General features: G+C 60.7%; 24 protein-coding genes and 1 other RNA gene. 11 read left to right on the forward strand and 14 right to left on the reverse strand.

All coding sequences use genetic code 11. From position 1 onward, the window contains the following. Positions 1-215: 215 nt before the first annotated feature. Genes AWU82_RS11895 through AWU82_RS11910 form a run of 4 tightly spaced genes read right to left on the reverse strand, consistent with a single transcriptional unit; the run spans position 216 to position 3,074 of the window. On the reverse strand, positions 216-953 hold the full coding sequence (locus AWU82_RS11895) for an amino acid ABC transporter ATP-binding protein (protein ID WP_011336491.1): 738 nt from the start codon (positions 951-953) through the stop codon (positions 216-218). Continuing rightward, positions 940-1,590 (reverse strand): amino acid ABC transporter permease, encoded by a 651-nt coding sequence (locus AWU82_RS11900; RefSeq protein WP_011336490.1) that lies wholly within the window; start codon positions 1,588-1,590, stop codon positions 940-942. Before AWU82_RS11900 ends, AWU82_RS11895 begins: the two co-directional genes overlap by 14 nt. Then, positions 1,587-2,267: an amino acid ABC transporter permease gene (locus AWU82_RS11905; protein WP_039765327.1), complete on the reverse strand. Its 681-nt coding sequence runs from the start codon at positions 2,265-2,267 to the stop codon at positions 1,587-1,589. Before AWU82_RS11905 ends, AWU82_RS11900 begins: the two co-directional genes overlap by 4 nt. 21 nt (positions 2,268-2,288) lie before the next feature. Next, positions 2,289-3,074: a transporter substrate-binding domain-containing protein gene (locus AWU82_RS11910; RefSeq protein WP_064379930.1), complete on the reverse strand. Its 786-nt coding sequence runs from the start codon at positions 3,072-3,074 to the stop codon at positions 2,289-2,291. A gap of 256 nt (positions 3,075-3,330) precedes the next feature. Between AWU82_RS11910 and AWU82_RS11915 the strand changes: the two genes are divergently transcribed. From AWU82_RS11915 to AWU82_RS11945, 7 genes are all read left to right on the forward strand, one after another. Next, on the forward strand, positions 3,331-4,038 hold the full coding sequence (locus tag AWU82_RS11915; protein WP_007951828.1) for a FadR/GntR family transcriptional regulator: 708 nt from the start codon (positions 3,331-3,333) through the stop codon (positions 4,036-4,038). A gap of 120 nt (positions 4,039-4,158) precedes the next feature. Next, entirely contained in the window at positions 4,159-4,488 is a 330-nt protein-coding gene (gene trxA, locus AWU82_RS11920; protein ID WP_064379931.1) for a thioredoxin TrxA, read from the forward strand. A 250-nt stretch (positions 4,489-4,738) separates the two neighbouring features. Next, positions 4,739-5,998 (forward strand): transcription termination factor Rho, encoded by a 1,260-nt coding sequence (rho, locus tag AWU82_RS11925; RefSeq protein ID WP_011336486.1) that lies wholly within the window; start codon positions 4,739-4,741, stop codon positions 5,996-5,998. Positions 5,999-6,133: 135 nt separating this feature from the next. Further along, positions 6,134-8,089: an acyltransferase family protein gene (locus AWU82_RS11930; RefSeq protein WP_064379933.1), complete on the forward strand. Its 1,956-nt coding sequence runs from the start codon at positions 6,134-6,136 to the stop codon at positions 8,087-8,089. An 80-nt stretch (positions 8,090-8,169) separates the two neighbouring features. Further along, positions 8,170-9,636, forward strand: a complete 1,467-nt coding sequence (gene ubiD, locus AWU82_RS11935) for a 4-hydroxy-3-polyprenylbenzoate decarboxylase (protein WP_064379935.1) — start codon at positions 8,170-8,172, stop codon at positions 9,634-9,636. After that, entirely contained in the window at positions 9,636-10,604 is a 969-nt protein-coding gene (locus AWU82_RS11940; protein ID WP_064379936.1) for a CDP-6-deoxy-delta-3,4-glucoseen reductase, read from the forward strand. Before ubiD ends, AWU82_RS11940 begins: the two co-directional genes overlap by 1 nt. A 197-nt stretch (positions 10,605-10,801) precedes the next feature. Then, a complete protein-coding gene (locus AWU82_RS11945) occupies positions 10,802-11,470 on the forward strand; it encodes a gamma-glutamylcyclotransferase (protein ID WP_064379938.1) in 669 nt (222 codons plus the stop codon). Here the strand turns inward: AWU82_RS11945 and glpT are convergent. Beyond that, positions 11,446-12,795, reverse strand: a complete 1,350-nt coding sequence (glpT, locus tag AWU82_RS11950; RefSeq protein ID WP_011336481.1) for a glycerol-3-phosphate transporter — start codon at positions 12,793-12,795, stop codon at positions 11,446-11,448. The two genes, AWU82_RS11945 and glpT, sit on opposite strands and share 25 nt — an antisense overlap. Positions 12,796-13,020: 225 nt before the next feature. Between glpT and AWU82_RS11955 the strand changes: the two genes are divergently transcribed. Then, the gene (locus AWU82_RS11955) at positions 13,021-13,650 is read left to right on the forward strand and encodes a hypothetical protein (RefSeq protein ID WP_064384055.1); all 630 of its coding nucleotides are present in this window, start codon (positions 13,021-13,023) and stop codon (positions 13,648-13,650) included. Positions 13,651-13,664: 14 nt separating this feature from the next. Here the strand turns inward: AWU82_RS11955 and AWU82_RS11960 are convergent, their stop codons facing one another. Then, on the reverse strand, positions 13,665-14,642 hold the full coding sequence (locus tag AWU82_RS11960) for an NADPH:quinone oxidoreductase family protein (protein WP_064379940.1): 978 nt from the start codon (positions 14,640-14,642) through the stop codon (positions 13,665-13,667). A gap of 150 nt (positions 14,643-14,792) precedes the next feature. Between AWU82_RS11960 and AWU82_RS11965 the strand changes: the two genes are divergently transcribed. Further along, positions 14,793-15,200, forward strand: coding sequence for a flagellar basal body-associated protein FliL (locus tag AWU82_RS11965; protein WP_007951814.1), 408 nt, complete (start codon positions 14,793-14,795; stop codon positions 15,198-15,200). Positions 15,201-15,216: 16 nt separating this feature from the next. On the opposite strand, the gene AWU82_RS11970 is transcribed toward AWU82_RS11965, so the two are convergent. The 4 genes from AWU82_RS11970 to AWU82_RS11985 all read right to left on the reverse strand — a co-directional run bounded on the left by AWU82_RS11970 (position 15,217) and on the right by AWU82_RS11985 (position 20,590). Further along, complete coding sequence (locus tag AWU82_RS11970; RefSeq protein WP_064379942.1) at positions 15,217-16,335, reverse strand: ABC transporter permease; 1,119 nt, start codon at positions 16,333-16,335, stop codon at positions 15,217-15,219. Then, positions 16,335-19,055 (reverse strand): ribosome-associated ATPase/putative transporter RbbA, encoded by a 2,721-nt coding sequence (gene rbbA, locus AWU82_RS11975; protein ID WP_064379945.1) that lies wholly within the window; start codon positions 19,053-19,055, stop codon positions 16,335-16,337. Before rbbA ends, AWU82_RS11970 begins: the two co-directional genes overlap by 1 nt. Next, positions 19,052-20,017: an HlyD family secretion protein gene (locus AWU82_RS11980; protein ID WP_064379948.1), complete on the reverse strand. Its 966-nt coding sequence runs from the start codon at positions 20,015-20,017 to the stop codon at positions 19,052-19,054. The genes rbbA and AWU82_RS11980 overlap by 4 nt, the downstream gene beginning before the upstream one ends. Positions 20,018-20,140: 123 nt before the next feature. Next, positions 20,141-20,590 (reverse strand): EVE domain-containing protein, encoded by a 450-nt coding sequence (locus AWU82_RS11985; RefSeq protein ID WP_064379951.1) that lies wholly within the window; start codon positions 20,588-20,590, stop codon positions 20,141-20,143. Positions 20,591-20,787: 197 nt separating this feature from the next. Between AWU82_RS11985 and AWU82_RS11990 the strand changes: the two genes are divergently transcribed. After that, a complete protein-coding gene (locus tag AWU82_RS11990; RefSeq protein ID WP_007911192.1) occupies positions 20,788-20,943 on the forward strand; it encodes a hypothetical protein in 156 nt (51 codons plus the stop codon). Positions 20,944-20,978: 35 nt separating this feature from the next. Here AWU82_RS11990 and AWU82_RS11995 read toward each other — a convergent pair whose 3' ends face one another. The 4 genes from AWU82_RS11995 to AWU82_RS12010 all read right to left on the reverse strand — a co-directional run bounded on the left by AWU82_RS11995 (position 20,979) and on the right by AWU82_RS12010 (position 22,397). Next, the gene (locus AWU82_RS11995) at positions 20,979-21,584 is read right to left on the reverse strand and encodes a 5-formyltetrahydrofolate cyclo-ligase (protein WP_064379953.1); all 606 of its coding nucleotides are present in this window, start codon (positions 21,582-21,584) and stop codon (positions 20,979-20,981) included. An 80-nt stretch (positions 21,585-21,664) separates the two neighbouring features. Then, a non-coding RNA gene (gene ssrS, locus AWU82_RS12000) (6S RNA) lies at positions 21,665-21,843 on the reverse strand. A 30-nt stretch (positions 21,844-21,873) separates the two neighbouring features. Then, positions 21,874-22,191 carry a cell division protein ZapA gene (locus tag AWU82_RS12005; RefSeq protein WP_007951811.1) on the reverse strand — a complete coding sequence of 106 codons (318 nt, stop codon included), beginning with the start codon at positions 22,189-22,191 and terminating at the stop codon, positions 21,874-21,876. Then, positions 22,188-22,397, reverse strand: a complete 210-nt coding sequence (locus AWU82_RS12010) for a TIGR02449 family protein (protein WP_064379955.1) — start codon at positions 22,395-22,397, stop codon at positions 22,188-22,190. The genes AWU82_RS12005 and AWU82_RS12010 overlap by 4 nt, the downstream gene beginning before the upstream one ends. Before the next feature lie 125 nt (positions 22,398-22,522). Between AWU82_RS12010 and AWU82_RS12015 the strand changes: the two genes are divergently transcribed. Beyond that, positions 22,523-23,083: a YecA/YgfB family protein gene (locus tag AWU82_RS12015; protein WP_007951810.1), complete on the forward strand. Its 561-nt coding sequence runs from the start codon at positions 22,523-22,525 to the stop codon at positions 23,081-23,083. The last annotated feature ends 20 nt before the right edge of the window (positions 23,084-23,103 follow it).

Raw genomic sequence — 23,103 nt, forward strand, 5'->3', positions numbered from 1 at the left:
CGTGCCACGATCAAACGCTGCCGCCAACGCGCATGGTTCAAACCCTTGATCCTGCGCATAAAAGCCAGGGACCGTTGCGCACTCAACGACGCTGATCGTTCCCACGCTCTGCGTGGGAATGCCTCAACGGACGCTCTGCGTCCGCTTTTGGGACGCGGAGCGTCCCGCGCTGCGTTCCCACGCAGAGCGTGGGAACGATCGGGTAGCAGGCTGTTTCAGGCAGTCGCTTCCACGGTGCCAATGAAATTCGCCAGTTCCGGCGTCTGCGGATCGGCAAACAGCACTTTCGGATCGCCCACCTCGTGCACCTTGCCCTGATGCATGAACACCAGTTTGTCCCCGACCTCCCGGGCGAAGCGCATTTCGTGGGTGACCATGATCAGCGTCATGCCTTCCTTCGCGAGCTGGCGGACCACGCTGAGCACTTCGTTGACCAGCTCCGGATCCAGCGCCGAGGTGATCTCGTCGCACAGCAGCACCTTCGGCGACATCGCCAGCGCCCGGGCAATCGCCACGCGCTGTTGCTGACCGCCGGAGAGACGCTCAGGGAAGGCATCGAACTTCTCACCCAGACCCACACGTTCCAGCATCCGCCGCGCGAGTTCCTGCGCTTTGGCCTTGGGCACTTTCTGTACCACTTGCGGCGCGAGCATCACGTTTTCGCCCACCGTCAGGTGCGGGAACAGGTTGAACTGTTGGAACACCATCCCGACCTTTTGCCGCAGGCTGCGCAGGTCGGCGCGGGCGGCGTCCAGGTATTCGCCGTCGACTTCGATCACGCCGTCGTTGATCGATTCCAGACCGTTGAGGGTGCGCAGCAGGGTGGACTTGCCCGAGCCGCTGCGGCCGATGATCGCCACCACCTGGCCTTCCTCGACGCTCAGGTCGATGCCTTTGAGCACGTGGTGATCGCCGTAGTATTTATGCAGGGCGGAAATTCTAAGCAGAGGCATGCAGTCTCCTTTCCAGGTAGCGCGCACTGAGGGACAGGGGGTAGCAGAGCAGGAAGTAGCCCAGGGCGACGAGGCCGTAGACCATGAACGGTTCGAAAGTGGCGTTGGCGAGCATGCCGCCGGTCTTGGTCAGTTCGGTGAAGCCGATGATCGAGGTCACCGCGGTCCCCTTGACCACTTGCACCGAAAAACCCACGGTCGGCGCTACGGCGATGCGCAGCGCCTGAGGCAGGATCACGTAGCGCAGTTGCTCCAGCGGATTCAGCGCCAGGCTCGACGAAGCTTCCCACTGACCGTGGGGAATCGCCTCGACGCAGCCGCGCCAGATCTCCGCCAGATAAGCACTGGTGAACAGCGTCAGGGCAATCGCCGCCGCCATCCACGGCGAAATCTCCACCCCGGCCAGCGCCACGCCGAAAAACACCAGAAACAGCTGCATCAACAGCGGTGTGCCCTGAAACAGTTCGATCCAGGTGCGGGCGATGCTGCTGGGCAGCGGGTTCTTCGAGATGCGCATGATCAGGATCAGCAACCCGACGATCCCGCCGCCGATGAACGCCACCAGCGACAGCGCCAGCGTCCATTGCAGGCCGGTGAGCAGGTTGCGCAGGATGTCCCAGAACGTGAAGTCGCTCATTGGCTGCTCCTTGCGCTGCTTTTCGAGAGGTAGCGCCGACCGAGCCAGTTCAGCAACTGACGGATCAGCAGCGCCATGCACAGATAAATGAGGGTGGTCAGGGCGTAGGTTTCAAAGGCGCGGAAGTTGCGCGACTGAATGAAGTTGGCGGCGAAGCTCAACTCCTCGGTGGCGATCTGCGAACACACCGCCGAACCGAGCATGACGATGATGATCTGGCTGCTCAGCGCCGGCCACACTTTGCCCAGTGCCGGCAGCAGCACCACGTGGCGGAACGCTTCGAAGCGGCTCATCGCCAACGCCGCCGCTGCTTCCAGCTGCCCGCGCGGAATCGCCTGGATGCCGGCGCGGATGATCTCGGTCGAGTACGCACCGAGGTTGATCACCATCGCCAGTACCGCTGCCTGCCACTCGGAAATCTGCACGCCAAGGGACGGCAGGCCGAAGAAAATGAAGAACAGCTGCACGAGGAACGGCGTGTTGCGGATCAATTCCACATACACACCGAAGATCGCCGAGAACGGGCGGATGTTCCACGCCCGTACCAGCGCCCCGACGATGCCCACGCCAACCCCGAACAGCGCGCCGATGGCCGTCAGCTCAAGGGTGAACAACGCCCCGCGCAGCAGCAGGTCGGTGTTTTCCACCACCGGCAAGAAATCGAACTGATAGGCCATGAAAGTCTCCCGCGTCGCCGATCAGAGGTCGGCCGGCAGCGGCTCTTTGAGCCAGGTCTGCGCATTTTTTTCCAGTGCGCCGTCAGCCTTGGCGGTGGTCAGGATCTCGTTGACCTTGCCCAGCAGCGCCGGCTCGTTCTTGTTCACGCCGACGTAGACCGGCGAATCCTTGAGCTTCACTTTCAGCGCCGGTACGCGTTTGGGGTTCTTTTCGCTGATCGCGACCATCACCACGTTGCCGCTGGCGATCAGGTCGACCTGGCCTGCGAGGTAGGCGGCGATGGTCGAGTTGTTGTCTTCGAAGCGCTTGATGGTCACGCCTTCGGGGGCGACCTTGGTCAGCTCGATGTCTTCGATGGCGCCCCGGGTGACGCTGATGGTCTTGCCCTTGAGGTCGTCGAGGGTGCTGACGGCCGCGTCCGGCGGGCCGAACACAGCGAGATAGAACGGCGCATAGGCGCGGGAGAAATCGATGACCTTCTCGCGCTCGGGGTTCTTGCCGAGGCTGGAAATCACCAGATCGACCTTGCCGGTGGTCAGGAACGGAATGCGGTTGGTGCTGTTGACCGGGGTCAGTTCGAGTTTGACCTTGAGCTGGTCGGCCAGCAGTTTCGCGGTGTCGATATCGAGGCCGCGCGGTTTCATGTCCGGGCCGACCGAGCCGAACGGCGGGAAGTCCTGGGGCACCGCGACTTTCAAGGTGCCGCGCTTGACCACGTCATCCAGACCGTCGGCATGGGCGGGGGCCTGGCTCAGCATCAGACCGGCAAACAGGGCGGCGAGGAGGGCGCTGTAACGCTTCGTCATGGACAATCTCCGGATCGGCGGGAAGTGAATTCTGCGATCGGACAGAGCACGGGCCGTGCCAAAACGCCGATTTCGCTATGCAAAGCCACGGGTTTAGCGGGTTTGTTCGGTCTTACTGGTCTGAACAGTCAGGTCGGGTTTCGCACTGCGATAGCGCATCGGCTTGCGCCGCCGAACCCCGCTGGGGCACGACTTGCCTGATGCCTCGAATAGCATTACAACTGGCCGCACCTTGGCCTGGTCCGTCTGGAAAACCATGAACTCGATCTCCCGCGCCGTACCCGAAGTGGCGCTGCAAGCGATCCGCAAACTGATTACCGAGCAGGGCTTCGGCCCCGGCGATGCGCTGCCTTCGCAACGGGATCTGGCGGTTCAGCTGGGCGTCAGCCGCGCCTCGTTGCGTGAGGCGTTGTCGTCCTTGAGTGCGCTGGGTGTGGTCAGCATCCAGCCGGGTAAAGGTGTGTTCGTGCAGGCGCCTGTGGAATTGCCGCGCGGTGAGGGCGCACCGGCCTGGCCGTTTGCAGCCCAGGCTTCGCCGCTGGAAATCTTTCAGTTGCGATATGCGCTGGAAGGGTTCGCGGCCGGGCTGGCGGCGGTGACGTTGAGCACGTTTGATCTGGATGAACTGGAAGACAACGTCGCGGCCATGCGCGAGCAACTGCGCGCCGGTGACTTCGAGGCAGCGGCGAAACTGGATTTCGAATTCCACCGGCGGATCCTGCTGGCCAGCGGCAATCAGGCGATGCTGAGCATCCTCACCGCCAGCGCCGACATCTTTCTGGAGAGCCAGAAACTACCGTTCATCCGCGCCGAACGGGCCATGGAAACCTGGCAAGAGCATCGCAAGATCCTTCGCGCACTGGCCCGTCGGGCGTCAGCCGCTGCACAGAAAGCCATGCAGGAGCACGTGCGCAACGCGGCCCTGCGCACCGGAATTTCCTTCATCGCCCCCGCCAGCGCGTGACTTGAGCTATACCCAAACTCATCGAGTGCCATAGCAAGACTCAATCATCTGCGGCTTCCTGAACAAGGGAAGGGCGGCTATGATGGGCCACGTTTTTTTGCTTACAACCTGGAGAATTCCATGAGCAGCGATCTGATCAAACACGTTAGCGACGCTAGCTTCGAAGCCGACGTACTCAAGGCCGAAGGCGCTGTCCTGGTCGACTACTGGGCTGAATGGTGCGGCCCTTGCAAAATGATCGCTCCGGTTCTGGACGAGATTGCAGAGACTTACAAAGGCAAGCTGACCGTCGCCAAGCTGAACATCGACGAAAACCAGGAAACCCCTGCCAAGCACGGCGTACGTGGTATTCCGACCCTGATGCTGTTCAAGAACGGCAACGTGGAAGCGACCAAGGTCGGCGCTCTGTCGAAGTCGCAACTGGCTGCTTTCCTCGACGCCAACCTCTAAGCGTCGCGGTAAGGATTGTCCTGAAAAAGCCCCGCAAATTGCGGGGCTTTTTGCGTATTCAGGGCTAGACGCTCCGAAACTCAGGTGGTACATTCGGCCCCGCACTGGTTTCTCCACTGCCCCCTGCTAGCCGTCGCCGACGCACTCCTTTTCGAATAAGTAAGCGATCCTGTCGCCTTCTCCGCGGCGCGGCCTCATTAAGCCAAAAGCTTAATTTCCCCCCCTCCATAAATGATTACGTCATTCCTATATGAATCTGACTGAACTCAAGCAAAAGCCGATTACCGAACTGCTCGAATTGGCCGAACAGATGGGCATAGAAAATATGGCCCGTTCGCGCAAGCAGGACGTGATTTTCTCCCTGCTGAAAAAGCACGCTAAAAGCGGTGAGGAAATCTCCGGTGATGGCGTGCTGGAGATTCTCCAGGACGGCTTCGGCTTCCTGCGCTCCGCTGACGCTTCCTATCTCGCCGGTCCTGACGACATCTATGTCTCGCCGAGCCAGATCCGCCGTTTCAACTTGCGCACCGGTGACACCATCGTTGGCAAGATCCGTCCTCCGAAGGAAGGCGAGCGTTATTTCGCCCTGCTCAAGGTCGACACGATCAACTTCGATCGTCCTGAGAACGCGAAGAACAAGATTCTCTTCGAGAACCTGACCCCGCTGTTCCCGACCGTGCGCATGAAGATGGAAGCTGGCAACGGTTCCACCGAAGACCTGACCGGTCGTGTGATCGACCTGTGCGCCCCGATCGGCAAAGGCCAGCGCGGTCTGATCGTTGCACCGCCGAAAGCCGGTAAAACGATCATGCTGCAGAACATTGCAGCGAACATCGCCCGTAACAATCCTGAAGTTCACCTGATCGTGCTGTTGATCGACGAGCGTCCGGAAGAAGTGACCGAAATGCAGCGCACCGTGCGCGGCGAAGTGGTTGCCTCGACCTTCGACGAGCCGCCGACCCGTCACGTGCAAGTGGCTGAAATGGTGATCGAGAAGGCCAAGCGCCTGGTCGAACACAAAAAGGACGTGGTGATCCTGCTCGACTCCATTACCCGTCTGGCCCGTGCCTACAACACCGTGATCCCGAGCTCCGGCAAGGTGCTGACCGGTGGTGTCGATGCCCACGCCCTGGAGAAACCGAAGCGTTTCTTCGGCGCCGCGCGCAACATCGAAGAAGGCGGCTCGCTGACCATCATCGCCACTGCGCTGGTTGAAACCGGCTCGAAGATGGATGAAGTGATCTACGAAGAGTTCAAGGGCACCGGCAACATGGAGCTGCCACTGGACCGTCGTATCGCCGAGAAGCGTGTGTTCCCGGCCATCAACATCAACAAGTCCGGTACTCGTCGCGAAGAGCTGTTGACTGCCGACGATGAGCTGCAGCGTATGTGGATCCTGCGCAAACTGCTGCACCCGATGGACGAAGTGGCGGCCATCGAGTTCCTGGTCGACAAGCTGAAGACGACCAAGACCAACGACGAGTTCTTCCTGTCGATGAAGCGCAAGTAATACTCTGTTGTTTGAAAAAAGCGCCCCATGAGGGCGCTTTTTTTTCGCGACGGATTATTTGTATCTGGATTGAAATGCACGTGGCTGATAACTTTCGCGCTTTCCAAGGACTCTGTATCCAGAACGAGAAAGGTCATGCACACGTTTGGCAGTCGCCGTGATATCGACGGATTACGAGCTCTGGCGGTTATTCCCGTCGTACTGTTTCATTTTGGATTCAGTACATTCAGTGGCGGCTTTGTCGGGGTTGACGTTTTTTTCGTCATTTCCGGCTTCCTGATCACAACGATTCTATTCCGCGAAATCAGCGCTCAACGTTTCAGCTTCATTGATTTCTGGGCACGCCGTGCCCGCCGCATCATTCCTGCCCTGAGCGTGGTCATGCTGGTGACGCTGGCACTGGGCTGGTTGCTGCTGACGGCCAAGGACTTCGCCGAACTCGGGCGAACAGTGCGCTATCAGTCGCTGTTCATCTCCAACATTCTGTTCATGCGCGAGGACGGCTATTTCCAGCCAGCCTCGGATCTGAAGCCGCTGCTGCATACCTGGTCGCTGGCGGTGGAAGAGCAGTACTACATCTTCTTTCCGCTGTTGATGGCGGTGCTGATCCGCTATTTCCGCCATTGGCGCTGGATGCTGTTCGCCGTGTTGCTGGTGTCGTTCGGCTTGAACATCGCCAACATCGAACACAAGCCGGAATTCACCTTCTTCTCGCTGCCTACCCGGGCCTGGGAGTTGCTCTGCGGTGCGATGCTCGCGGTAATTCCGGCGCCGAAGCAGGCGGTGCGTCCGTGGTTGTATCAGGCCGTGGGGCTGGCCGGCCTGGCGGCAGTGCTGGTCGCGGTGTTCACTTTTGACAAATCCACCGTGTTTCCGGGCTGGGCAGCGTTGTTGCCGGTGCTGGGGACGACGGCGCTGATCTGGTCGGGCGCGCAAGGTGCGAGCCTCACCGGGCGGCTCTTGAGTCTGCGGCCGTTGGTCTGGGTCGGCTTGCTTTCGTATTCGCTCTATCTTTGGCATTGGCCGGTGTTTGTCTACGCCAACGCGATTTCCATCGATGGCATTCAGCCTGTTGAAGCAATCGGCTGGATAGCCTTGGCGCTGGGCCTGGCCTGGCTGAGTCTGCGCTATATCGAGCTGCCGTTTCGCGAAAAACGCTTGCTCGCCTCGCGTAATGCAGTGCTGGCAGGCAGTCTGGCCGCCATCGTTGCACTCGTGGCGACGGGGTCGGCGATCCGTTCCGCCGACGGTGTCCCTCAGCGTCTGACCGGTAAAGCGCTGGAGTATGCACAGTCCCGTGAGTGGCGTGCAGGGCAGATGAAATGCATGCTGGTGACTCAGGATAAAGAGCTGGACAAGGCCTGTCTGGTGGGTGGCAACGAGGATGTTCCGGCCACGCAATTGTTCTGGGGCGACAGCCACGCCGCCGCCTTGCTGCCGGCCATCGAGAATAATGCCCGTCGCGAGGGGCGTCCGGTTTGGCTGTACAGCATGAGCGCGTGCCCGCCGATTCTCAGCGACGACCCGCGTCAGCGCTGCAAGGATTTCAACGAACAGACCATGGAACGTGTGCGCAGCCTCGGCATCAAGGATGTGGTGCTGGCGTCCAACTGGAGCCTTTACGTGTATGGCCGCGAAGACGGAGATAAGAAGGTGCTGCTCAATTCGCAAGACGATACCGTCCAGGCCGAGCAACGCATGGCCGCAGCGCTGAAAGCGCGGGTTGCCGCATTGAGGGCGACGGGGGCGCAAGTCTGGCTGTTCAAGGAGGTGCCGCTGCAACGCAAAGGCGCCATCAACCGCTTGACCAGCCTGGCGCGGATCGGAAGGTCCGCCGAAGGGCTGGGTCGTCCGCTTGAGGAACATCTGGCGCGCCAGCATTTCCTCAGCCGCCTGTTCGAATCCATGAGCGCCGCTGATCCGGGTGTGCACGTGATCGATCCAACACCGCTGATGTGCAGCAATGGCGTCTGCAGCATCGAGGTCAACGGCCATTCGCAGTACAAGGATGAGGATCATCTTTCGGACGCGGGGAGCTCCCGGCTGAGCCCGCTGTTTGCGCCTCTGCTGCTGGGGACGAGCCACAATTGAGCGAGGCCTGATGTTGACGGGCTGCTGTTTGCCCGTCAGAGCAGGTAGGATGTACGCCTATTTTGAGGGTGCCATCGTCAATGAAATTCAAGGATCTTCGGGATTTCGTGCAGCAGCTTGAGCAGCGCGGAGAGTTGAAACGCATCCAGATTCCCGTCTCGCCGGTGCTGGAAATGACCGAGGTGTGCGACCGCACGCTGCGGGCCAAGGGCCCGGCGCTGCTGTTCGAAAAACCGACCGGCTACGACATTCCGGTGCTCGGCAACCTGTTCGGCACTCCTGAGCGGGTGGCCATGGGCATGGGCGCCGAGTCGGTCAGCGAACTGCGCGAAATCGGCAAGCTGCTGGCGTTCCTCAAGGAACCGGAACCGCCGAAGGGCTTGAAGGACGCGTGGTCGAAGCTGCCGATCTTCCGCAAGATCATCGCGATGGCGCCGAAAGTCATCAAAGACGCACCGTGCCAGGAAGTGGTCATCGAAGGCGACGACGTCGATCTGGCGATGCTGCCGGTGCAGACTTGCTGGCCGGGCGACGTGGCGCCACTGATCACCTGGGGCCTGACCGTCACCAAAGGCCCGAACAAGGATCGACAGAACCTCGGCATCTACCGTCAGCAAGTGATCGGCCGCAACAAGGTCATCATGCGCTGGCTCAGCCACCGTGGCGGCGCGCTGGATTTCCGTGAGTGGTGCGAGAAGCATCCGGGCCAGCCGTTCCCGGTGTCCGTGGCCCTTGGCGCGGATCCTGCGACCATTCTTGGCGCGGTGACGCCGGTGCCGGACAGCCTCTCCGAATATGCCTTCGCCGGTCTGCTGCGCGACAGCCGCACCGAGTTGGTGAAGTGCCGTGGCAACGACCTGCAAGTGCCGGCGACTGCCGAAATCATCCTCGAAGGCGTGATTCATCCGGGCGAGATGGCCGATGAAGGCCCGTACGGCGACCATACCGGTTACTACAACGAAGTCGACAGCTTCCCGGTGTTCACCGTCGAGCGCATCACCCACCGGATCAAGCCGATCTACCACAGCACCTACACCGGCCGTCCGCCGGATGAGCCGGCGATTCTTGGCGTGGCCTTGAACGAAGTGTTCGTGCCGATCCTGCAGAAGCAATTCCCGGAGATCACCGACTTCTACCTGCCGCCGGAAGGCTGCTCGTACCGCATGGCCGTGGTGACGATGAAGAAGTCGTATCCGGGCCACGCCAAGCGCGTGATGCTGGGTGTCTGGTCGTTTTTGCGACAGTTCATGTACACAAAGTTCGTTATCGTCACCGACGACGATATCAACGCGCGGGACTGGAACGACGTGATCTGGGCCATCACCACGCGCATGGACCCCAAGCGCGACACGGTGATGATTGACAACACGCCGATCGACTACCTCGACTTCGCCTCGCCGGTGTCGGGGCTTGGCTCGAAGATGGGCCTGGACGCCACCCACAAGTGGCCTGGCGAAACCACTCGCGAGTGGGGCCGCGTCATCGTCAAGGATGACGCCGTCACCCAACGGATCGATGCCATCTGGAATCAGTTAGGAATAGATTGATGCGTGTAACCCTGCAGCCCTCCGGAGCGGTGCTCGAGATACAGCCCGGAGAGCGGATCCTCGATGGTGCACGGCGCCTGGGCTACGAATGCCCGCAAAGCTGCCGCAATGGTAACTGCCATGTGTGTGCGGCGCTGCTGGTGGAAGGTCGGGTCGAACAGGCCGGCAAGGTGCACGACCACGGCGAGTTCTACACTTGCATAGCGGAGCCGCTGGAAGACTGCATCGTGCTGTGGGATGGCGTGCTCGCGCTGGGAGAACTGCCGGTGCGCAGCGTGTCGTGTCAGGTCATCGAATGCCGGGACGTCGGTGGCGATACCTTTCGCGTGCGCCTGCGGGCACCGGCCGGCAAGCCGCCGCGCTATCACGCCGGTCAGTATTTGATGATCGAGCGCGAGAACGGCGAGAAATCGGCGTTCTCCATGGCTTCGGCGCCTCACGGCGGGCGCGATCTGGAAATCCATGTGCTGGCGCGCGAATCCAGTGCGCTGAGCCTGATCGATCAGCTCAGGCGCAACCCGATGGTGCGGGTCGAACTGCCGTTCGGCGATACCCACCTGGCGGAACTGCCGGACGGGCCGCTGGTGCTGATCGCCGCTGGTACTGGCATGGGCCAGATCCACAGCCTGATCGAGCATTGCCGGGCCACGGGCTTCAAACACCCGGTGCATCTGTATTGGGGCGTGCGTCGTCCGGAAGATTTTTATGAAATCGAGCATTGGGACGAATGGCTGAAGTTGCCCAATCTTTTCCTGCACAAGGTCGTCAGTGATCAGTGCGGCTGGGAAGGGCGCTGCGGCATGCTGCACGAAGCGGTATGTGAGGATTTCCCTGATCTGAAATCGCTGCACGTCTATGCCAGTGGCTCTCCGGCCATGGTCTACGGCACGCTGGATGCGCTGGTCGAAGCCGGGATGGATGCCCATCAGATGCGTGCGGATGTATTTGCTTACGCACCCCGCTCCTGAGTTCGTTATAACTCTCCATATAGCCGATCGGTATTTATGTAATTACATAAATACCGGTAGGTTATATATCCATCAGGCAATCAATTAAGAACTGTGCCATGGCACTCAAATTGCCTTAAAACATATGTGCCTTATTGTTACAGCGGTGCGTTCTATTAAGTAATTCTTCACCCGCGGGGAGCTGAACGCTATTCGCCATGAGCGCCATTGAAAACGCTTTTCTGAACCTGGCTTACCCTCCGCGGCTCGATCTTGGGCCGCAGCTGACGCACGAACAACTTCTCGCTTCCATGCAATCGACCATGGCACGCCACAAGGGCGGGCCGGTGTGGCTGTTCGCCTACGGTTCGCTGATCTGGCGGCCGGAATGCACAGCCGTCGAGCGGGTGCGCGGGCGCGTGCATGGCTACCATCGTGGCTTGTACCTGTGGTCTCACGAGCATCGCGGCACGCCGGAAATGCCGGGTCTGGTCTTTGGTCTGGATCGTGGCGGTTCGTGCAGCGGCTTCGCCTATCGGTTGCCGGAAGAGAACCTGGACAGCGCGCTGTATGCGTTGTGGAAACGCGAAATGCCGTTCCCGTCCTATCGCCCACACTGGCTCAACTGCCGACTCGAAGATGGCAGCCAGGTTCAGGCCTTGGGATTCGTGTTGGAGCGACACCTGCCCAGCTATGCCGGCAACTTGCCGGATCATGTGCTGAGCCAGGTGTTCGAAAGCGCTTGCGGACGTTACGGCACGACTCGCGATTATGTCGAGCAGACCGCTCACGCCCTGCGCAGCCACGCCATGCCAGACCGGAATCTGGAGGCGCGGCTCAAGCGCTGTAAGTCAAAGGCCGATCAGGCGACTGCTTCGCGGCTCTGACTGGCGACTTGCTTGTGCCACAGGGTCGGGGCCAGGAAGGCCATCGACAGCAGGCAAGCGCCCACCAGCAGCACGAAACCACCATCCCAGCCGAAATGGTCCACGGTGTAGCCCATCGCTGCACTGGCCGCGACCGAACCACCCAGATACCCGAACAGACCGGTGAAGCCTGCGGCAGTGCCGGCGGCTTTCTTCGGCGCCAGTTCCAGCGCTTGCAGGCCGATCAGCATGACCGGGCCGTAGATCAGGAAGCCGATTGAGAACAGCGCGATCATGTCGATGGTCGGGTTGCCGGCCGGGTTCAGCCAGTACACCAGCGTCGCGACGGTCACCAGAGCCATGAACACCATGCCGGTCAGGCCACGATTGCCACGGAAGATCTTGTCCGACATCCAGCCGCACAGCAGCGTGCCCGGAATCCCCGCCCATTCGTAGAAGAAATAGGCCCACGAGGTTTTATCCACGGTGAAACCCTTGGCTTCTTTCAGGTAGGTCGGCGCCCAGTCCAGCACGCCGTAACGCAGCAGGTAGACGAAGACGTTGGCCATGGCGATGTACCAGAGCATTTTGTTGCGCAGCACGTATTTGACGAAGATTTCCTTGGCGCTGAATTCGTCTTCGTGGCTGGCGTCGTAGCCTTCCGGGTAGTCGTTCTTGTACTTCTCGATCGGCGGCAGGCCGACCGATTGCGGGGTGTCGCGCATGGTGACGAAAGCGAATACCGCTACTGCCAGGGCGACGGCAGCCGGGACGTAGAACGCTGCGTGCCAGTCGTTGAACAGGCCCATGCCGATCAGGAACAGCGGGCCGATCAGACCGCCACCGACGTTATGCGCCACGTTCCACACCGACACCACGCCGCCACGTTCCTTCTGCGACCACCAGTGCACCATCGTGCGTCCGCTCGGCGGCCAGCCCATGCCCTGGGCCCAACCGTTGATGAACAGCAGGATGAACATCATGGTCACGCTGGAGGTTGCCCAAGGCGCAAAACCGAAAATGAACATCACCCCGGCCGATACCAGCAGGCCGAACGGCAGGAAGTAACGCGGGTTGGAGCGGTCGGACACCAGGCCCATGAGGAACTTGGAAAGGCCGTACGCGATGGCGATGGCCGACATTGCCAGGCCCAGATCGCCACGGCTGTAGCCTTCGTCGATCAGGTACGGCATGGCCAGCGAGAAGTTCTTGCGCAGCAGGTAGTAACCCGCGTAGCCAAAGAAGATGCCGGCGAAGATCTGCCAACGCAGGCGTCGGTAGGTGCTGTCGATTTTTTCTTCAGGCAATGGAGCCTGATGTGCGGCAGGACGAAAGAAAGCAAACATTCAAGAGCTCCAGATTTCTTGTTTTGACTGCGGATGCGAATGTTACAGTTTCGTTACCGAAAATAGCACCGCTTCCCATCGGCAAAACAGTGGAAAATGTTGGAAGTCGCACGTTCTTTTACGAACCTGTCGCTCTGCTGTAAGAACAGGGCGTTTTCACTACTTGTGAATGTGGACTGGCTTAGACTCGCGATCCGTCGACCGATTGATCAGCAGAGATGAATGATGGCTTTGAAGGTTCGCATGCTCATGCGCCGATTATTGGCGGCGGCGGTTATCGCTGTTGCGGTGCTGGGATTGATTTACGCCGATCACCCGGCCCAGTCCGGTTTGCGCAATGCCACGGTGCTGATCATCCGCCATGCGGAAAAGCCGACTGAGGGATCGGTGCTCAATGCCCGGGGCGAAGAACGGGCTCGCGCCTATGCCGACTACTTCAATCCATTGAAGCTCGATGGCCAGACGCTGATCCCGGAGCGGCTGATCGCCGCCGGCGACAGTCCCGAGAGCTCGCGCTCACGTTTGACCCTGACGCCGCTGGCCGAGCGTCTGAATCTGTCTATCGAGCAGCCTTATATCAACGGCGAGGTGCATGAACTGGTCAAGCTGTTGCGCAAGAGCAATCAGGCGCCGACGGTGCTGATCGCCTGGCACCACGGGCACATCAACAAACTGCTGAAAGCCTTCGGCGGCGACGCAACAGCGCTGATGGGGCAGGGAAAATGGCCGGATGATGTCTTCGACTGGCTGATCGTTCTGCGCTTCGACGACGAGGGTCGGCTGATTCCGTCTCGCAGCCTGAAGGTTCAGGAGCATCTGTTGCCGGGCGACACTGCACAGTCGCCCGGCAGTTGAGGCGAGCCGCGCCTTCAGCGCACCTGCACCACAACCTTACCCACTGCCTTGCGCTGTCCCAGGTCATTGATCGCCTGCGCCGCCTCGCCCAGCGGATAGACCTGCGACACCAGCGGCTTCAGCTTGCCCTCGGCAAACCAGCCGAACAATTGCTGGAAGTTCGCCGCGTTGTCCTGCGGCTGGCGTTGGGCGAAGGAGCCCCAGAACACGCCGAGTACCGCTGCGCCCTTGAGCAAAGCGAGGTTGACCGGCAGTTCGGGAATGCGTCCGCTGGCGAAACCGACTACCAGCAGGCGGCCGTTCCAGGCGATGGCGCGGATGGCCTGGTCGAACAGGTCGCCACCGACCGGGTCGTAGATCACGTCGGCGCCCTGGCCGTCGGTCAGACGCTTGATCTCGTCCTTGAGGCTGGTTTCGCTGTAGTTGATCAGTTCGTCGGCACCGGCAGCCTTGGCCACGGCAAGTTTTTCCGCGCTGCTGGCGGCGGCAATCACCCGGGCGCCCATGGCTTTGCCGATTTCCACGGCGGCCAGACCGACGCCGCCGGAGGCGCCGAGTACCAGCAGGGTTTCACCCGGTTGCAGGTTGCCGCGCTGCTTGAGGGCGTGCATCGACGTGCCGTAGGTCATGCTGAACGCGGCGGCGGTGTTGAAATCCATCGAGGGCGGGATCGGCAGCACGTTATAGCCCGGCACTGCGACCTGCTCGGCGAAGCTGCCCCAGCCGGTCAGGGCCATGACCCGGTCGCCGACTTTCAGGTGACTGACCTTTTCACCCACTTCGCTGACCACGCCGGCGGCCTCGCCACCGGGCGAGAACGGGAAGGGCGGCTTGAACTGGTATTTGCCCTCGATGATCAGCGTGTCCGGGAAGTTGACCCCGGCGGCGTGCACGTCCAGCAGGATTTCGTTCTTCTTGGCGACAGGACTGGCGACGTCTTCCAGCACCAGCAATTCGGCAGGGCCGAAGGCTTTGCACAGCACGGCTTTCATCAGGGCTATTCCTTTGGGAGTGATGGCCGATAAGTGTAGGTGTGGCAGTCAACGGGTCAACGAGCATGCCCGGCCCTGATAGTCCGCCATAAGCTTGTGCTTGCGCGGCGGGTCGTTATGCTAGGCCGCAAACCGGATAAGGAGCGAATTGTGAAAGCGTGGATCATGTTGTTGCTGGCCCTGTCTCTGCCTGTGGCAGCGCTGGCCGAAGAAGCCAAAGAGGGCGAGGCGCCGAAGGTCAACTACATCACCCTGAGCCCGCCGTTCGTGGGCAACTACGGGCTCGATGGCACCCCGAAGCTCAAGGTCTACAAGGCCGACGTGGCACTGCGGGTGACCGGCGAAGAGGCGACCAAACTGGTCAAGGCCAACGAGCCGTTGATCCGTAATCAACTGGTGGCGCTGTTCACTCAGCAGACCACCGATGCGATGGGCAGCATCGAGGGCAAGGAAAAACTGCGTCAGGAAGCCTTGAAGCAGACCCAGCAGGTGATGAATGACGAGACCGGCAAGCCGGTGGTCGAGGATCTGTTGTTCAACAACCTGATCATTCAGTAAACATCGTCGCGGTTGTTCACGACGCCAGGCTCTTGCGAAACCGTGCCAGGGCGATGAAAAAGAACAGTAAACCGATCACGACCAGCGCCAGCAAATCAGGCCACACTACGCTCAGCCCGGCGTCGCGAAACAGGATCGCGGTGCCGAGGCTGACGAAGTGGGTGGACGGTGACCCTTGCATGACCCATTGCAACCACTGCGGCATGCTGTCCAGCGGTGTGCTGCCGCCCGACAACAGCAGCATCGGGATAATTACCGGGATGGCCAGCAGGCCGAACTGCGGTGTCGAACGCGCCAGCGTTGCCAGGAAGATACCCAGCGCGGTGCTGGCGAACAGATAAACGGCCGTGACCAGCAAAAACAGGCTCAATGAGCCGGATAAAGGTACGCCCAACGCACCTTTGACAATCACTTCCAGTGACAGCCAGGTGCATAGCACCACCACCAGCAGATTGCTCCAGACTTTCGCCAGCATGATTTCCAGTGCGGTCAGTGGCAGCACCAGCAAATGATCCAGGGTGCCGTGTTCGCGCTCGCGCAGGAGCGCGGTGCCGGTCAGAATGATCGCCAGAATGGTGATGTTGTTGACGATCTGAATCACGGCCAGAAACCAGCCGCCCTCAAGATTGGTATTGAACAGGGCTCGAGTCGTCAGTTGTACCGCAGACCCGGTCTGCACATCACCCTGGCCTGAATATGCCAATAATTCACGCTGAAATATTCGGCTGATGTAGCCGGCGCCCATGAACGCCTGGCTCATGGCGGTGGCGTCGACGTTGACTTGCAGGGCTGGCTGGCGACCCGCGAGCAGGTCGGTCTGAAAACCGGCGGGGATATTGATGACGAACGTGTATCGGCCACTGTCCATGACTTCATCCAGTTGCTCGTAGGGCAGCGTTACCGGCGTCTGGAATTCCGGAGGCTGCAGCGCCTCAGCCAATTGGCGCGAAAGGGCGCTGTGATCCTCGTCGACAATCGCCACGCTGGCGTTATGCACGCCGATCACTGAACCGGCGGCTGGCATATAGATGGCCACGGTGAAGGCGTAGAACAGGAACAGCAGTAACACGCTGTCATGGCGCAGGCTCGTCAGTTCCTTGAGACCCAATCGCAGGATGTGTACGAGTTTGTGCATCAGGCCTCCTGCTTCTTCAGCATGATCAGGCTCAAGCCGGTGAACCCGATAAAAAAGCCGCCCAGCGCCAGACATTGTGGCCAGAGTTGACGCAGGTCCAGAGCTTTGGTGAACGTTCCTACGGCGATGTCGAGGAAGTGACCGGCCGGAAACAGCAAGCCCATCACGGCGGCGGCTCCTTCCAGCGAAGAACGCGGCACGATCAGACCGGAGAACTGGATGGTCGGCAGGCTGGTGATGATCATGGTGCCGAGGATCGCCGCGATCTGCGTTCGGGTGAACGCTGAAATCAGCAGGCCCATGCTGGTAGTGGCCAGTACATACAGCAGCCCGCCGAACGCAAGGGTCGGCAGGCTGCCCTTGAAGGGCACGCCGAACAGCCAGCGATTCATCGCCACGAGCACGGCGAGGTTGACCAGGCTGACCAGCAGATAGGGTAGTTGTTTGCCCAGCAGAAATTCGAGGCGGGTCAGGGGCGTGGCGTAGAAATTGGTGATCGAGCCCAGCTCTTTCTCGCGCACGATGCCGAGCGCAGTCAGCATCGCCGGAATGAAAGCCAGAATCAGCGCCATCACGCCGGGGCCGATGGCATTGACGCTGACCACATCCTGGTTATAGCGAAAGCGGGTCTGCAGCGTGGCCGGGGCTGGCAGGGTCAATGCCGGGCTGCTTTGTTCGGCAAGTTGCTCAAGATTGGCCAGATGGACGGCCTCGACGTAGTTGCGACTGGTCTCGGCGCGAAAGGGCATGCCGCCATCCAGCCACGCCGCGACTTCCGGTCGATGTCCGGCGTACAGGTCGCGGCCGAATCCGGGCGGGATCTCCAGCGCCAGCTTGATTTCCGAACGTTGCAGCCGGCGATGCAGAGCCTGTGCATCTTCGATGGGCGGCTGTTCGGCGAAATAGCGGGAGCCGCGGAAGGCCTCCAGATAGGCGCGGCTTTGTGGCGTTTGATCCTGGTCATACACGGCGAAGGCCAGGTTCTCTACATCCAGGGAAATCCCGAAGCCAAAAATCACCATCATGAAAATGGCACCCAGCAGTGCAAACGCCATGCGCACTTTGTCGCGGATCAGTTCTTTGCCTTCGCGGCGAGCCACTGCCGTCAGACGACCGAAACTGAAAACCTGCTCCCTGACGGAGCTGGCCGGCGCCTTCGGGGCCGGTGACGGCGCGGGAGGCGGAGCGGTTTCGGCACTACCCTGAGCCTGTTCAAGGCAGGTCACGAACGCCGCCTCCAGGTACTCGCCGCCAAACTGTTGTTGCAGTGCCGTCGGCGTGTCACAGGCCAGCACTTTGCCCGCGTGCATCAGGGAGATGCGGTCGCAACGCTGAGCTTCGTTCATGAAATGGGTGGAAAGGAAAATGGTCACGCCTTGATCACGGGACAGTTCGATCAACAGACGCCAGAAATCGTCTCGCGCCGCGGGATCAACTCCAGAGGTCGGCTCATCCAGAATCAGCACTTCCGGGCTGTGCAAGACCGCGACCGCCAGTGACAGGCGCTGGCGTATTCCCAGAGGCAAGGCCCCGGACGATTGATTGGCGACACCGTGCAGATCGAAGCGTTGAATCAGCGCGTCGATGCGCCGGGCGCTCTCGGTTTTCGGCAAATCGAACAGGCGTGCGTGCAGTTCAAGGTTCTGCCGCACGCTGAGTTCGCCATACAGCGAAAAGCTCTGAGACATGAATCCGACCCGTTTGCGCGTGGCCAGATCCTTCGCATCCACCGGATTGCCCAGCAGCGTTGCGCTACCTTCGCTGGCGGGCATCAGTCCGGTCAGGACTTTCATTGTGGTGGTCTTGCCGCAGCCATTGGAGCCAAGGAAACCGAAAATCTCGCCTCGCCCGATCGCGAAGCTGACGTGGTCCACAGCCGTAAAGTTGCCGAAACGCAACGTCAGGTCGTGAGCTTCGATGGCAATGTCGGTGTTGCCGGTATAAGGCGGGATGTGCAGCGGTTGAGTGGCGTGACGGCTTTCACCCTGAAAATGAGTGAAGGCGTCATCAAGCTTGCCGCTGGGCGTGACAGCAGCCAGTTCGCGGCTCAGACCGGTGGCGATCATCCGGCCGCCGTCGAGCATCAGGCAATGCTCGAATTGTTCAGCTTCCTCCATGTAGGCCGTGGCGACCAGCAGGGTCAGCTGCGGTCGTTGGCGCCGAACATCGTCGATCAACTCCCAGAACTTGCGGCGCGAGAGCGGATCGACGCCGGTGGTCGGCTCGTCGAGGATCAACAGATCCGGTTCGTGAATCAGTGCACAACACAGTCCGAGTTTCTGTTTCATGCCACCGGAGAGTTTGCCGGCCGGTCGATCGGCGAACCTCAGCAGATCAGTGGCGAGCAACAGGTTGTGCAGGCGCTGCGCGCTTTCGTCGGCGGAGAGGCCGAACAAGGTGGCGAAAAATTGCACGTTCTCGCGGATCGACAGTTCCGGGTACAGGTTGCCGCCCAATCCCTGCGGCATGAAAGCGATACGCGCGTACAGCGTGTTGCGGTGGCTGCGATCCTGGATCGGACCGCCAAGCACTTCCAGTTGCCCTTGCTGGAGGGCTTTCACGCCCGCAATCAGCCCCAACAGACTGGATTTGCCCGCTCCGTCAGGGCCAATCAAGCCGCAGCGGGTACCGGCCGGCAGGCTGAACGCGATGCCATCCAGGGCTTGCCGCTCGCCATAGCGGTGAGTGATGGCGTTCGCGTGAACCGCGACGCTGTTCATTGCAGATGGGCCGGCCAGTCGATCGGCGCGGTGCGCACATAGCCCGTGCCGGGCATGCCGGGCTTGGCCTGGGGGACGTCGCCAGGTCGGGTCAGGCGCAGCTTGACGCGAAAGACCAGTTTTTGCCGCTCGTCGCGGGTTTCGACCTCTTTGGGTGTGAATTGCGATTTGGCCGCCACGAAACTGACTTTCGCCGGCAATGCCTGGTCGGGCAGGGCGTCGAGCAGGATCCGCGCTTCATCGCCGACCGCCAGACGCCCGGCGACGGAGGCCGGCAAGTAAAGATTCATGTATTGGTCGCCGGGATCGATCAGCAGCAGGACTCGGCCGCCGGCACCCAGCACTTCGCCGGGTTCGGCCATGCGCAGCTGGATCAGCCCGTCGATCGGCGCGCGCAGACGGCTGTCATCGATCTCGCTGGCCAGTTGCGCAACCTGGGCCTGGGCTGCACCGATGGCCGCGCTGACTGCAGCGACCTGTGCCCGGGCAGCAGTCACAGCAGCGCTAGCGGTGCCGATCCGTGATTGCAGTTGATCGATGACCTGCGCGCTGACAAAACCATGCTTGAACAACGACTGTGAGCGGCCAAGTTCCTGCTGGGCCAGCAGTTGCTCGCTCAGGCGCAACTGTACGTTGGCCTGGGCGGTGGCGAGGTTCTCGCGGGCGCGGATAACCTCGGCTTCGGCCTGATTGCGCTGGGCCTCGAGGGTTCGGGTGTCCATTCGAGCAAGCAGTTGCCCTTTGCTGACCTTGTCGCCTTCATCGACCAAGACCTCGGCGAGACGTCCCGGAGTCTTGCTGGCGATCTGCACTTGCGTGGCCTCGAGTCGCCCGTTTGCGCTGTGAAGCCCCTCGGGAAGGCGGTTGCTCATGGATTTCCAGTAGCCGAAGCCTCCGGCCGCCATCAACAACAGGATGAGGGCGCCGGCGTATAACAGAGAGGAGCGTCGGTACGTTGACATGAGGGCATCCTGCGGCTTGGGCGTTCAGTCTGACGGGTAAAGCGATGGCATCGCTTGATGTCTGTCAAATGATCGGCGACGCAGGCAGCGCTGAGTCATGTCAGTCGCAAGGGGCAACGCCTCTCAGCGCAAACCGAGTACTGCCGCCCACTGCTCGGCCGTCACCGGCATCACCGACAGTCGCGAGCCCTTCTGCACCAGTGGCATCTCGGCCAACGCGGTCTGCTGTTTCAGATAATCCAGCTTCAAGACCCGGCTGAAAGTTTCGACGTGGGCGACATCAATTGCGCTCCAGGCGTTTTTATCCGGGGTGGCTTTCGGGTCGTAGTAATGGCTTTGCGGTTCCAGTGCGGTGGGATCCGGGTACGCGGCTTCGATTATTTTGCCGATTCCGGCAATTCCCGGCTCCGGGCAGCTGGAGTGGTAGAAAAAGAATTCGTCTCCCACCGCCATGGCCCGCAGGAAATTGCGTGCCTGATAGTTGCGAACCCCGTCCCAGCGCGCTTTGCCGAGCTTTTCCAGGCCCTTGATCGAGAGCTCGTCGGGCTCGGATTTCATCAGCCAGTAGGCCATGGTGTGTGCTCCTCAAGCGGTCATTGGGCAGGTTGTCCGGCAATTTTATGACAAACCGACGGTCGGTTGACGTCAGCATTTGCGCAGAGGTTCACGTTGTCGCAAAATGCCGGCCTTTAAAGCTTGACGCTGCTGCACGGCCTACGAATGGAAACCGCTGCTGTCATCGTGATGATGTGCCTTGAGGGGGGCAATCGATGAAACGCAAACCGGATTTGCTGTGGACTTTGGTAATTTTGTTCGGTCTGGGCGTCGTGACCACCGGTTATGCGCAAAGTCTGTGGGCCAACAAGGCCGATGCACCGATTGAAGTGGCGCAACAAGTACAACAGTCGACAGCCTTCAAGCGCTGACACTGCCTTTTCGACGCCGCTGATCCGCGCGGCGTCTATCTCGCGAAATACCACGCCTTGTCTGTCACCGTTCCCTGCAACGGTACATCCCAGCTCGCTTGCGCGAGACGTTCGACTTTCTGACATTCATGGGCCAGGCCCAGCAGCGTCGGCTTGCGCCAGTTCTGTCGTCGGGCCAGATACGCCAGGCTGCGGTCGTAGAATCCGCCGCCCATACCCAGGCGTCCGCCGACATCGTCAAACCCCACCAGTGGCAACAACACCAGATCCAGCGCCCAGACCTTGCGCTGACGCGCCAGATTGGCGCGCGGTTCAAGAATGCGGTAACGGTTGGGTTTGAGTTTTTCGCCGGGGCGGATTTGCTGAAAGACCATTTTGGTCCGTGGCCAGGCACTGAGCACTGGCAGGTAGGTTTTCTTGCCCCGACGCTGGGCGGCGCGCAGCAACAGGCGCGGGTCGATTTCACCGTCGGTGGGCAGGTACAGGGAAATGTGTTTTGCCCGGCGAAAGTGCGGGTCTTGTGCCAGTTGTTTATACAGGCCTTCGGCGGCCTGGCGTTGTTCGCTTCGCGTCAGCGAGCGGCGGGCCTTGCGCAACAGGCGGCGCAGTTGGGGGCGGGGCAGCAACGCGGGTTCGGTCATGGTTCGGCTTCGGCAGGGTGGGACGAAAACGTACGCATAAAAAATCCGATGCCGGCATGCACCGGCATCGGATTCGAATCAGGCTCCCCGGATGAGCCGCTGTCGACTTAGCCCTTGAACCCGAGAGTTCAAGGTGGAGGATGCAGTAGGCTTTAAGGCTTTCCGTCTGGCGGACATGCACACCAGCCCAACGTGCAACCCCCAGGGTAGTGCAAATCGGCTCAGGGACATCGTCAACTGGCAAGCACCCCAGGGAGTGCGGCGAGTATAACTCAAGCGGCCTGGCGAATCAGCCCTTGCTGATGTCCGGATCGTCGGCCAGCACCAGATCGACACGATCGAGCAAGTCACGCACCTGTTCACGGGTCGAACCGCTGGCCTGGATGTCCGGACGCTCTTCTTTGTGCAAGAGATCGTGGGTGATGTTCAGCGCGGCCATCACGGCGATGCGGTCGGCGCCGATGACTTTGCCGCTGCTGCGGATTTCGCGCATCTTGCCGTCCAGGTAGCGGGCGGCGCTGATCAGATTGCTGCGCTCTTCCTGGGGACAGATGATCGAATACTCTTTGTCGAGGATCTGCACGGTAACGCTATTGCTTGAACTCATGAGTCTTGCTCCAGGGCCTTGAGGCGCGAAATCATCGATTCGACCTTACGCCGGGCGATTTCGTTTTTTTCAATGAGGTGCGCGCGTTCCTCGCGCCAGGTCTTTTCCTGAGCATGTAAGAGTGCATTTTGACTCTTTAGTTGCTCGACTCGGGTAATCAGCAGTTCGAGTCTGGCCATCAGCGCTTGCAGGTCGGTGTCTTCCATTGTGTCCACTGATTCGGTCTGATGGGTTTGGCTGGCGGACAGCCTTTAATGGTCTTGGCGAGTCTGTCGATGTAGGATACAAGGCCTTCATTCTAGACATAGCGCCGTCTGGCGCCTAGCTGCCCATGCCCATTCAGAATTCCCCGTACCAAGGCTTCGCCACCCTGCTGAACTCCAGCGGTCACTCCGTTTCGCCTGCCGAACTGCACGGCCTGTTGCTCGGCCGCAGTTGTGCCGGCGCCGGCTTCAATGCCGAAGAGTGGCTGATCGACGCCGCCGAGCTGCTTGAAAGCGAGCCGCAGGACAACGTTCGCAACGCGCTGATCGGCCTGCAGGAAATGGTCAAGAGCGAACTCACCGGCGACGACGTCACCGTGGTTCTGCTGCTGCCGAACGATGACGCACCTCTGGCCGAGCGCGCCGCCGCGCTGGGCGAATGGTGCCAGGGCTTCCTCACCGGTTTCGGCCTGAACTGCCGCGACAGCAGCATGCTGAGCACCGAAGCTACCGAAGTGTTGCAGGATTTGGCAGCGATCTCCCAGGTGCAAGACGCACTGGAAGAGTCCGAAGACGGCGAAAGCGACTATATGGAAGTCATGGAGTACCTGCGAGTAGCGCCGCTGCTGCTGTTCTCCGAAACCAAAAAGGCCGACGTGCCGCCAGCGGCCAAGCCGTCGCTGCACTGATCGCGTGCCAGGGAAAGCCA

The organism is Pseudomonas glycinae (genome assembly GCF_001594225.2).
In the GTDB taxonomy this organism is placed as follows: Bacteria; Pseudomonadota; Gammaproteobacteria; order Pseudomonadales; family Pseudomonadaceae; genus Aquipseudomonas; species Aquipseudomonas glycinae.